Source organism: Donghicola sp., assembly GCF_025210255.1.
Lineage (GTDB): Bacteria > Pseudomonadota > Alphaproteobacteria > Rhodobacterales > Rhodobacteraceae > Donghicola > Donghicola eburneus.
This window is the reverse complement of the sequence record NZ_JAOARZ010000032.1, coordinates 1-10,847: the sequence shown is the minus strand read 5'-3', so window position 1 is coordinate 10,847 and position 10,847 is coordinate 1. Positions and strand designations below refer to the sequence as shown.

The window sequence follows — 10,847 nt, the reverse complement described above, 5'->3', positions numbered from 1 at the left end:
AAGTGATCTCGAGACAACAGAAAGACACCGCCATGACCGCCACAGAAACCCTTTCGCTGACAGAGATCGAAGACCTCGCGTTCCGCGCGCTGGTCAAGGCCGGGACGACAGAAGGTAACGCGCGCCCTTTGGCGATTGCCACCGCGATGACAGAGGCAGACGGCGTATCTTCGCACGGGTTGGCGTACATCCCGATTTATGCGCAGCATGTGAAATGCGGCAAGGTGGATGGTTCCGCGCGCCCTGTGATCGCCAACCCCCGTCCCGCCGTCTTGATCGCCGATGCCGCCACTGGTTTTGCGCATTCGGCCATCGACATGGGCTTTGCGCGCCTCATCCCCTTGGCCCGCGAAATGGGCGTTGCGGTGCTGGCGATCCACAATTCCTATAATTGCGGCGCGCTTGGGGTCCACACCCGCCGTTTGGCCGAGGCGGGATTGGTCGGCCTCGGGTTCACCAACGCGCCCGCCTCGATTGCGCCGTCGGGTGGAGCAAAGCCGGTGCTTGGCACTAATCCCTTTTCGATTGCTGCACCGGATGCGCAAGGCAACGCCGCAATTCTGATCGACCAATCCGCCAGCACCATTGCCAAGAGCGAGGTGATGAAACATGCCCGCGAAGGTAAAACAGTCCCAGAAGGCTGGGTTCTGGATGCTGATGGCCATCCCACAACCGATCCGGATGCAGGCCTGAAGGGCTCCATGGTGCCATCAGGCGGACACAAGGGCGTCGGCATCGCGTTGACGGTCGAGATAATGGCCGCTGCCTTGACTGGCGCTGCATTGGGGACACAGGCGAGCCCTTTCTCGGGCACGGCAGGTGGCCCACCTCGTACGGGTCAGTTCTTTGTCGCCATTGATCCGGGCGCGACCGCGGGCGCGGACTTCCAAGCGAAGCTGGCACATTTGCTAGCCTCTTTCCACGATCAGGACGGCGCGCGCCTGCCCGGTGATGGCCGCAAAGCCTGCCGCGAGCGCGCGCAGAGCGAAGGCGTTACCGTGGATGCCGAACTTCTCGCAAAAGTGCGCGCTCTGGTTTGATGGTCTAAGGACCGCTGGCGACCAAGTCATTGATGAGCCTAGTTCATCAGTGGTTTGCGCGCACATCTGGCCAGCCCTAGTGTAAGCTCTAGATCTTGGCGCGAAACAGCGCGACCCGAGGCCACGAGCCATTTCCGATTGGAGCCAGTGTATGAACCGTCGAACTCTACTTCAGTCCGCAGCGGCGTTTCTTGGGGTTTCGACAGTTGGGTGCACAACAACCGTTGCCGTGCGCTCTGGCAAAAACCGTTATTACGAGGGCCCTGTGACCGACCATTTCGATGGTGTCCGGTTCTTCAACCCCGATGGCAGCGCACCCAAGGGCTTCCGCGATTTGCTGCGCTGGCGCATGGGCGAGGATCCAACGGAATGGCCGACCGAGGTGCCCGTGCTGACGGTTCGTCCAGAGCGCCGCGTTGATGATCTGACAGTTACGATGGTTGGACATGCCACGATGTTGATCCAGACACGCGGGCTGAATATCTTGACGGACCCGTGGTGGTCAGAGCGCGCGTCGCCAGTGTCTTTTGCGGGACCCAAGCGCGTGACTAAGCCGGGCATTTCCTTCGAGGATTTGCCGCCGATCGATTTGATCCTGCTGAGCCATTGTCATTACGACCATATGGACTTGGCGACCCTCACGCGTTTGAAGGCAGAGCATAATCCACTGGTGATCACGCCCCTCGGAAACGACACGATCATCCAAAGCACTGGACTAAGGACCGAAGTACTGGACTGGGGGCAGTCGACCAACTTTGGTAAACTTGGGATCCACTGCACGCCATGTCACCACTGGGGCGCACGTGGCGTGTCGGATCGATCGATGGCACTTTGGGGGACCTTTGTGCTGACCGGTCCCGGTGGGGCCGTGGTGTTCATCGGAGACACCGGCTTTGACCAAGGCCGCCCCTATCGCGACCTGCCCGCGCAATTTGGTCCGATCCGTGCAGAGCTTTTGCCGATCGGTGCCTACGATCCACGTTGGTTCATGGCCGATCAGCACCAAAATCCCGACGAAGCTGTCCAAGGATTTCTCCTGTCCAAGGCGGCCTACGCGGTGGGGCACCACTGGGGTACCATCCAGCTGACAAACGAAGGACGAAACGACCCCAGATTTGCATTGGAAGAAGCTTTGGAAGCACATAACGTCGCTCAAAACCGCTTTCGCGCACTAGAAGCTGGCGAGTTTTGGGCGATACCTCCCATCTGAGGGGCGGTACAGGCTGGGTGTAAGTCGCAGCCGTGCGACTGGCTTTAGAGTGCGACCGTAGCGTTATCTGGCGCTGGTGACCGATGGTTGTCTAAAGCTCGGGGTACTGAGTTTGGCACTATAGTTTCCCGAGCCGCGACGCCCCGTGCGCTTATGCCGCCAAGTGCTAGATGCTGGCCAATATGTTTTATGCTGTCGCCGAAGTGACGCGGCCTTCGCCAAGGGGAATCTTGGTCAGTGTGCACCATGTGATGACCGCGCGGGCCGCGCGGAAGCAGTCGTGATCAGGGACACGCAGGTACTGAATCCCGCTGACAGGGGAAAACGGCTCTAGCTTGTGCCAGATCGAGTCTGCGACGAGACCCGGATAAGGGCTTTGGTCCGGATCACCAAGCGCCCACGCGGGTGCCGGCGCAGCTGCATCGAAGAAAAAGTCGTTGCTGGTAATCAACCGATATCCACCACGCACTCTGCGCAGAGTAAAGCGGCCGGTCATTTCGTGACCGGACCGCCCGGAAAACTCACCTTGTAGGATCATTGATGGTCTCCGACCTGCTCAGGAAGCTGCGATAAACTTGATGTATTTCTTGTGGAATTTTTTGATGCGCTGCTTGGCGCGCGCGATCATTCCGCGCAGGGGAAGGATGCTCGGAAACGTAAAATCTTCTGCTTCTGCACCATCCGGCGCATAGCCGTAGCTGGCCACCACGTGACTACCGCGCGGTTCATCAACCTCAGTCGCGTCAAATGCTCCGTGCAGCAGATGCAACAGGGCGATCCCTCCTCCAAGTAGGGTCATGCATAAAAGGAGAAGAGGCACACCGTGAACCATGAAAATCGCCAGCCCGAAATAGGCACTCGGGATGACGAGCTGTGGGACTGTTGATGTTTCAAACATAAGATACTCCAATTGTAAAAAGCGTGGATTTTCTGGAAACGAGGGGCCCGGCGGAGCGCGTCGGGCCCCTGCTAGTCAGCCGACGAGACGTTGGATGATGGGAGGTTCAATCTCGTATTCAGCGACGTTTTCGGTCCACCAGTCAGCGGTGGAGATTGCGCCGTCGTTGACGATGATCTCGGCCTCAGCGCCGTAGTTGGCGCCGCCCGTTTTCTTGATCTGGACGCTGCGACCATCAAAGTCGATCAGGTGCAATGAGATATCCTCGGGCGAGGTTTGCAGATGCTCTTGCAGGATGCCGATCGCGACCCGTTCGCCAAGCCGCAGGCTTTCAAAATAGTCGGTGTAATAGTGCACACCGGCCATATTGCGCCCGATCGAGATATTGGCGGCGAGCTTGTCGAGCTCGTCCGTCACGGTCAAATGGTGATCGCCGGTGTCCTGCAAGCAGTAGTCGCCGGACTTGGATTTTACGCTCTGGTACGATGCTTCAAATCCGAAATCCTGCATCGTAACCTTCTCACCGTCCTTGCTGACGGTGTTCAGCAGCGCTTTGAGCACTGTGACACAGGCCCCTGCCACGGTCGCGTGGCCTGCGCCGTAAGCGGGGTGCATGGGCGATCCTTCGGGGAAGGCCATGGGGAGCAACAGGTTGGCGCCACCGTCAATTGGCGTTTCAGGGAGTTCCGCCTCGATGGTCAAGCCGCGGGCGTCGGGACCGGGGGCAGAGCTGTTTCTCTCTGCAATTGCGCCCATCAGCTTTGGGCAACGCTGCCAAAGCTCATGAAGCATGCTCTGAACGCGCGTCCCGCCAGCACCAAGAGCATCCAGATGCCCGTTGTTCGCCAGTGCCAGCCGCGCGGCCAGAACCTCGGGGCGGGCACGGCGGTGGATCTGAAACTTTTGACGTCGGATGATCTTAAGCCCTCGCGAAGATACGGAGGCCAACAGATCCAACAGGTGGGGGCCGCCCCACGTCGCAAAGCCTTCGCGGGTGGCGTCAGGTTCCATGCTGTTGTTTGGCAGACCGTGGTCAAAGGCAGACACCCCTTCGGCCCGCTTTGACCCGAGCAAGAGAAGCGCGGCGTTAAAGTATGCCTGATAGAGTTGATCCATGTGAACGTAGGCCGCCAGATCACGCGGTGTGGTCAGGAAGCGCGGGGCTTCTGTCGGGTCTACGCCTGTGAAACGCGCGCCGTTCTGCACATCCAGCCATTCCATCCACGTCACCATGTAGTCAAGGTGCGCATTGTCGGGTTGTGTGCGTTGGTCAATGGTCTGGGTGCCAAAAGGAATCTGGCCTGCTGTGCGGTCGTCGCCACCGCCCTGAAGCATGAATTGGGATAGGTAGGCGCCTTTCTTTGCCCCCTCGGTCGAACCCCGGAACAGCGATTTGACCGAGAATTCGCCGTGTTCATCCCAGCGTGCGGCGCGGCGACGCGCCTCTTGATTGGTCAGCGTCTGGGCAAACGTGCCGTTGTCTGTCCGCTCAGAACTAATCGGCATTCCGTTCGGATCGAACCAGGGCAACGCACCAAGCTCTGAAACAATGTCGCCGATGGTGACCTCGCCCTCAGCACCCGAATGCACGACGCAATTGATGTTCTGTAGGTCTGCAAACGCAATGTCGCGCGTCAGTGCCATGGCATAAACCTCGGCTATTTCGGCGCACAGTTCAGAACTGCCAAGCGCGGGGGCAGGGGGCAATGAAACGCCGCCGATGCAAGGTCCGGTGATGTCGGAATTCAAGCCGCCCAATGGGCTTTCCCATTTGCGCGTCGCGACCGGATCGGGGCTAGATGCATTCTTGAAGTGATAGTGTGTGATGGGCGCTGGCCCAGGATTGCCGAAGGCATCGGTTATGACGTCAGCAGACATATTGTAGCCGGCCGGATGATGCACCGGATCAGGTCCCAAGGGTGCAGGGAAGCCGCCGGATTTCGACAAGTCGTTAGATTGTCTTAGGGATCTGACGAACATCTCGTAGGCTTGCGGCGCAACGCTACCCTCTAGCGTGTGGGGCAATCCTTTGCTGAAATTCCCGATGGGATGCGGCTGTAGGTCGAACTCCTCTGGGTTTGCGCGAATACTCAGAGCAGGGCGCTTTGCGGTATTATAGGCCATGTCTGTTGCTTCATCGCGGTTGTACTTCGAGTTCTTGAATTCGGCGAAGCCATCCTGTGCAGGGCGGCGGTCACTCTCGGTAATCGGCATTTCCAAGTCCTCCATCTTGTTCGTGAAGGAGAAAATCTCCTGTCACTGCACACAGGATGCGCCAACCGCGTGATCGCTCCGTGAGGTTAGCGGGACTTTGCATCAAAATGGCGTTTGGCTTGCGTGAGTTTTCCGTGAAAAATGCACAAGCAAGGTGTGCGGGCCTATGGAGCGTGAAAATCGCTTGGTACGATTGGTGTCAGGGAACACAGGAGGCGGCCTTGGCGTACACTGCTCATATTGATCCGTTTGTTGACTGGACGATGACCATAGAGTCCGCGCGGCGGACCAAGCCTGAGGTGGAACGAAAATGGATCCCTGTATTCTTCGAAGGAGACAGACACACCATCAACGCGCTCTTTGTGCAGCACGACATTCCGGTGTTTCTGCCAGCCTCTTCTGGCGGTGACTGCACCATGCCCTGCGCCGAGGGTGGGCGTCAGCCCCTCTATCAAGACAGCTCGCTGGAGTTCTGCTTTGCCGAAGAGGGGCAGGTGGCTGGGTTCTATTTTGTTCAGCCCCAGCATTTGCACCAAATGGCAGAGGTTCCGGCCCTGCGCGCGCTCATAAAAGGGGCAGGGGTGCCCGTCTGCCTTGACCCGACCAAGCGGACCAAGCCTTTGTCAGTTCGGAGTGCGAGCGCCGCATCAAAGCAAACGCCGATCGTGGCCGTGATCGATGATGGGATCGGCTATTTGAATGCTCGGTTTCGGAAACGCGTGGCAGGCAAAGGGAAGACCCGAACGCAGACCCGTTTTCTGGGGCTTTGGCAGCAATCGATCCAGCCGGTGCAAGATCAATGTCCCTATGTGAAGATCGGTCGCGTCTTGACCGCTGAAGACATTGAAGCAGACCTAGGCCGCCTCGGCCTCGAGACGGAATTTGATGTTTACAGTAGCCGAAATGCGGAAATCTTTTCTGATTTCACCCATCGCTCGACCGAGCAGGCTTTCAGTCATGGGACAGCCATTCTGGATTTGGCGGCGGGTCTGGACCCCAAAGATGGCGCAGAGGGCGCTGATCTGCTGGCGGTGCAACTGCCGCCCGAAACACTTGAGGACACGTCCGGCACGCATCTGCCTGCCTTTCTGCTAATGGCGGTCGATTGGCTGTTATCTTTGGCTTATACCGAAGCGCGCTCGATCATTATTAATGTCAGCCTTGGCTTTTCGGCAGGGACCAAGACAGGTGAATCGTTGCTTGAGCGGCAATTGCGCAGTCGGATCGCGTGTTTCAACGAAGAGATGAATAATGCACACGCGGGTCGTCTGGTTTTCGCCTACGGAAACAGTTACCGAGAGCGTCTGGCGGCGCGGTTCGATTTGGACGATGCGCTGGCCAAAGGCACGATGGACTGGAATATCCCGCCCGATGATCCAACGCACTCTTTCTTGCAAATTCACAGTGTTGATCAGGTATCTTCGGACCTCAGCGCAGAGATTGGCCTGAGCTTAGCCAGCCCGTCTGGCACTGTATTCACAGCAATCCCTCCAGTAGATCAGTTCGAGGATTTGATAGTGCCTGATGACGCCGGCATCGGTCAGGTGATCGGCCGAATTTACCATGATCGGCTGGAGGGCACGTCGCGTCTGACAATCGCTCTAGCTCCAACCACTGGTTCTTCTGGTCTGCTGACGGAAAATGGCACGTGGAAGGTCACAGTTCAGAAATCATCGGCCCAGAGTGTGTCGCTGGTCCTTCAGGTGCAACGTGATGATACGGCGGCGGGCTTTGAGCGTGGCGGACGGCAGTCCTTCCTTGATCATCGGGATGCCTATGGCTTTGATCCACGAACGCACTCTTATGATGCGCCCGAGGGTACTTCGGGGTTAACACGAAATGGCACCAATTCCGCGATCATGGCGAAGGGCGGTGCGGGGATCGTTACGGCGGGTGCGATTGAGCCTGACCCGATGGGCAGTCGCAATGCGGTGCGGCCAACGCTGGAGACGGCAGGGTCTGCTGACTGGTCACAGCGCACTATTGGCGCAGGCCCGACCCATTCTGCGATTGGAAGTGACGGGTATGGCAGCTATGGTGTCGTTGCCTCAGGCACGTTTAGTGATACAACAGTTGTTGTGGACGGTACCAGCGTCGCTGCCGCCAAAATCACCCGCGATCTCAGCAATGTTGCGCCAACGCTGGAGGCAGTGCCTGACGCGGCGCGCACCAACCGGATCGGTGAGGTGCGTCTGGGGGCAGGGGGCGCGCGTCCGCGCCACCCCGAAGCTTAGCGCCATTCCTCCAGCGCTTTTTCATAGAGTAGCGCGAGGGGGGTATCGTCGGCCGATTTCGCCTTTTTGCGTATATATTTGAAAAGCTTCTCGCCCAAGACTTCGCCGCCGGCGTTATCGGATTCGTAATGAACTCCGGCAACGACGCGATTGAAGGCGATGCGCCGTGCCATAGCGCGTGCTGCAGGGCCGATTTTCGGGCCGCTACCTTCTTCGCTAAAGTGCTCCAAAGCGCTTGCGATGGCCATGGACTCGACTGCATGCCCACTGGGATACGAGCCGTGACCTGGTGTTTGAATGATCGGCATAACCTCTGGCGCGATCTCGACAGGACGTGCGCGCCCAAACTCGTATTTGCAGCGCATCTCGACCGGAATGCATAACCGAAGCAGGGCGTCGATGAACTCGATCGTGCGGTCAAACCGGGCTCCGCTGGCATTAAAAAGAGCGCCGAAGAACGACATCATGTCCTTTTGCTGCGCGTAGATTTCATTAAGCCGATCGGCACGCAGGTCGGCCGCGCGACGCACCTTTTCAAAGTCTTGGCGCGTGAGGGGGTCGGGCGCAGGAACCTTGGAAATCATGCGGTCAAATGAAAATCCGTCCATGACTTCGCTGTCCAGAACGCCTGCCCGCACTTCAGGCGCGAGTTTGCGGAAGGCGGACCAGTTTTTGCCCGTTTTGATGGCAAGCGAGTCGTCGGTGATGTCATCGGTGGACCAATAGCCGACCACACCTCCACGTGCGGCTATCAGAGCATCGCTCAATAGTGGTGTGCTGGATGCGCCAACATGGTCCAAATCTGCAAAAGATGTGGGGTCTCCGCGGTCACTTAGCCCACTGCGGCCCGTGCGTCCTGTTCTGCCTGTGCGTCCCGTTCGTCCTGTTCTCCCCGTCACGAACTTCTCTCCTCTAAAATGGCTTCAATACACTTAATGGCGCGATCAAATTTCATATTGAGGCTACATCGGCGCAAATGACCTGAGAATGTTTTAGTGGACCCAATTCACGATTTAACGCAGAATTAACGCTAAATTAACGCAAGACGTCGCCAAACACTTGATTCCTCTTCGCCAAGCGATTGATTTTGGTGTACTTTGTAATGACCGATGTTCTGAAGATCGACCTTAGCGGGTGTCTGACCCTCGTGGATCAGCAAGGAACGTCGCGCACGCCGCGTGGTCAAAAGACATGCGGCGTCGTCGCTTTGCTAGCAACTGCACCGAAATTAAAGCGGGCGCGTCGTTGGATACAGTCAAAACTCTGGAGCGATCGGGGTTACGATCAAGCGAATGCCAGCTTGCGTCAGTCTCTTGCTGAATTGCGCAAGACATTGGGCCCGATGGCTACCCTCTTACATGCGGATCGTAAGGAAGTTTGGCTGGACCCCGAGGCTGTGCGGATCGTTTTTCCCGGTGATCCAGACGCCTCAAATGCGGCGGGCGAAGAATTCCTGAGCGGGATCGATATACGTGATGAGGCATTTGAAGATTGGCTGCGCGAGATGCGCAGTTCTTTTGCCGATGTTCCAGTGCAGCCTTCGACGCATGTCCGGCCGCAGATGCCTCGGACTGAGCAGATCGTTCGCTTGTTGCTGCCCGATCCAGCGGCACCGTCAGAGGCGCCTTTCGTTACGAGAGTGGCCGCGCAAGAGATCGCAAAGTACGTTTGCGAACGAACCCTTGCAAAGATTGGAACAGAGCAGGACAGCACTCTGGCCGATAGTCGAGAGTCCACGTTAGACATCCGGTGTGACGTCAATTGCTTTGGCGACTCCACACAGGTTCATTTCCAAGCGGTTCGTCTCTCTGATAGCTATCCGGTATGTTCCCGTTTCGGCGAATTCGAGTGTCCACCAAATGCGTTGTTGGCCGCAGAGGCGTTTCGGCGGGCAATCTCCGAGTTTTCAGAGCAGGTCATTTTCAAAATATCGGACCTGTATGCGCCTGAGACGAGTGAGCACAAAGTTTTCACCGAACTCAGAGCCGGGATTACAGATATTTTTAGCTACGATATTTCACGGCTAAATATGGCCGAGGCGAAATTGCTGCGGGCGTACGAGCGGACCGGAAATCCTTCTATTCTCATTTGGCTGGCATGGCAGAAGACCACGCAAGTCATCGAAGAGGCGACGGATGACAAAGAAGCTGCCACTGAAATGGCGCGTTTCTATTGCGCCAAAGCGCTCGAGGCAGAGCCGCACAGTGCTTTTGCTAACGCGATGTCTTCTTTGGTGCACATGATCCATTTTGACGATGTCGAAGCGAGCTTTCTGTTGGCAGAGCAGGCGTCTGGCCTGAGCAAGTTTGATCCCTACGTCCAGGCTGCGCTTGCCACGGCGAACATGTTCGCAGGTCGTCCGAAAGAAGCGGCCAAGAGCTCTTTGATTGGCACGCGCCTGTCGCGGTTCACGGGCAACGCCCATTGGTGGGATCTTAGCCATAGTTTGGCGTGCCTAAGTAACGGAGACCTGACTCAGACCGAAAAATACGCCCTCAGAGCGTCTCGGGCCGCGCCAGATTTCCGAGCGCCCAAACGTGTACTTTTGGCCTTGTATGCGAGCCAAGACAAGGTCGCAGAGGCGATTGAGCAGATGCAGGCGCTGAAGAAGATTGAGCCGACTTTTGAAATTGGGAAATTCATAAGTGATCCGGAGTACCCAAACACCACAGTGCGAAAGGCTGGCCTTTTAAGAAATAAGGATAAGTTCGACCTCGGGTAGCTAGCGTGATGACACACGGGTCGTTGCGACAGCCTCCGCTATCTCAGTTTCATCAACTCTTCCCGAAACGCTTCCGTTGGTGTTCGCCACCCGAGGCACTTTCTTGGGGTGGCGTTGAGGCGGTCGCAAATCGCCTTCATATTGCGATTTGAGAGTGCCGCGACCTGGGTGTCACGGGGCAAGTATTGCCGTGCGCGTTTGTTCATGTTCTCGACCGAGCCCTTTTGCCAGGGCGCTTGCGGGTCACAAAACCAGCTGTCGGTCCCTATGCCCGACTTGAGCTTGCGCCACTCCCTGAACTCGAAGCCACGGTCGAAGGTGATCGACTTTCGGGCTGGCTGGGGCAGGGGCTCCATCACATCCATCAGCTTGCGCATGAAGTGATTGGAACTGCGATCATTGTTGCGAAACAGAACGGCAAACCTCGTCTTGCGTTCGATAAGCGAGGCAACGTTCATATTGCCTTGGGCGCGCTCAAAAATCATCAAATCGCCTTCCCAGTCGCCAAAGGTCTCGCGGGTGTTCACGT

9 protein-coding genes are annotated in these 10,847 nt (G+C 57.4%); 4 read left to right on the top strand and 5 right to left on the bottom strand.

All coding sequences use genetic code 11. The annotated features are described in order from the left end of the window. The first annotated feature begins 32 nt into the window (after positions 1–32). The gene (locus tag N4A58_RS15190) at positions 33–1,040 is read left to right on the top strand and encodes an Ldh family oxidoreductase (protein ID WP_293711038.1); all 1,008 of its coding nucleotides are present in this window, start codon (positions 33–35) and stop codon (positions 1,038–1,040) included. A gap of 151 nt (positions 1,041–1,191) precedes the next feature. Continuing rightward, positions 1,192–2,250: an MBL fold metallo-hydrolase gene (locus N4A58_RS15185; RefSeq protein WP_293711036.1), complete on the top strand. Its 1,059-nt coding sequence runs from the start codon at positions 1,192–1,194 to the stop codon at positions 2,248–2,250. 187 nt (positions 2,251–2,437) lie between these two features. On the opposite strand, the gene N4A58_RS15180 is transcribed toward N4A58_RS15185, so the two are convergent. The 3 genes from N4A58_RS15180 to N4A58_RS15170 all read right to left on the bottom strand — a co-directional run bounded on the left by N4A58_RS15180 (position 2,438) and on the right by N4A58_RS15170 (position 5,362). Continuing rightward, positions 2,438–2,788: a hypothetical protein gene (locus N4A58_RS15180; protein ID WP_072703162.1), complete on the bottom strand. Its 351-nt coding sequence runs from the start codon at positions 2,786–2,788 to the stop codon at positions 2,438–2,440. An 18-nt stretch (positions 2,789–2,806) separates the two neighbouring features. After that, positions 2,807–3,148, bottom strand: coding sequence for a hypothetical protein (locus tag N4A58_RS15175; RefSeq protein ID WP_293711032.1), 342 nt, complete (start codon positions 3,146–3,148; stop codon positions 2,807–2,809). A 75-nt stretch (positions 3,149–3,223) separates the two neighbouring features. Further along, positions 3,224–5,362, bottom strand: a complete 2,139-nt coding sequence (locus N4A58_RS15170) for a hypothetical protein (RefSeq protein WP_293711030.1) — start codon at positions 5,360–5,362, stop codon at positions 3,224–3,226. 221 nt (positions 5,363–5,583) lie between these two features. On the opposite strand from N4A58_RS15170, the gene N4A58_RS15165 reads away from it, so the two are divergent. Then, on the top strand, positions 5,584–7,596 hold the full coding sequence (locus N4A58_RS15165) for a S8 family serine peptidase (RefSeq protein WP_293711028.1): 2,013 nt from the start codon (positions 5,584–5,586) through the stop codon (positions 7,594–7,596). On the opposite strand, the gene N4A58_RS15160 is transcribed toward N4A58_RS15165, so the two are convergent. Next, entirely contained in the window at positions 7,593–8,363 is a 771-nt protein-coding gene (locus N4A58_RS15160; protein ID WP_293711026.1) for a phosphatase PAP2 family protein, read from the bottom strand. The genes N4A58_RS15165 and N4A58_RS15160 overlap by 4 nt on opposite strands. A gap of 335 nt (positions 8,364–8,698) precedes the next feature. On the opposite strand from N4A58_RS15160, the gene N4A58_RS15155 reads away from it, so the two are divergent. Further along, positions 8,699–10,318, top strand: a complete 1,620-nt coding sequence (locus N4A58_RS15155; protein WP_293711024.1) for a hypothetical protein — start codon at positions 8,699–8,701, stop codon at positions 10,316–10,318. A 38-nt stretch (positions 10,319–10,356) separates the two neighbouring features. On the opposite strand, the gene N4A58_RS15150 is transcribed toward N4A58_RS15155, so the two are convergent. After that, a partial coding sequence (locus tag N4A58_RS15150) for an IS30 family transposase (protein ID WP_293711022.1) occupies positions 10,357–10,847 on the bottom strand: 491 nt, incomplete at its 5' end.

Bases quoted from the DNA above. Each gene is read 5' to 3' on its own strand.
- N4A58_RS15185 (WP_293711036.1), top strand. From the start codon at position 1,192: ATGAACCGTCGAACTCTACTTCAGTCCGCAGCGGCGTTTCTTGGGGTT.
- N4A58_RS15180 (WP_072703162.1), bottom strand. From the start codon at position 2,788: ATGATCCTACAAGGTGAGTTTTCCGGGCGGTCCGGTCACGAAATGACC.
- N4A58_RS15155 (WP_293711024.1), top strand. From the start codon at position 8,699: ATGACCGATGTTCTGAAGATCGACCTTAGCGGGTGTCTGACCCTCGTG.
- N4A58_RS15190 (WP_293711038.1), top strand. From the start codon at position 33: ATGACCGCCACAGAAACCCTTTCGCTGACAGAGATCGAAGACCTCGCG.
- N4A58_RS15175 (WP_293711032.1), bottom strand. From the start codon at position 3,148: ATGTTTGAAACATCAACAGTCCCACAGCTCGTCATCCCGAGTGCCTAT.
- N4A58_RS15170 (WP_293711030.1), bottom strand. From the start codon at position 5,362: ATGCCGATTACCGAGAGTGACCGCCGCCCTGCACAGGATGGCTTCGCC.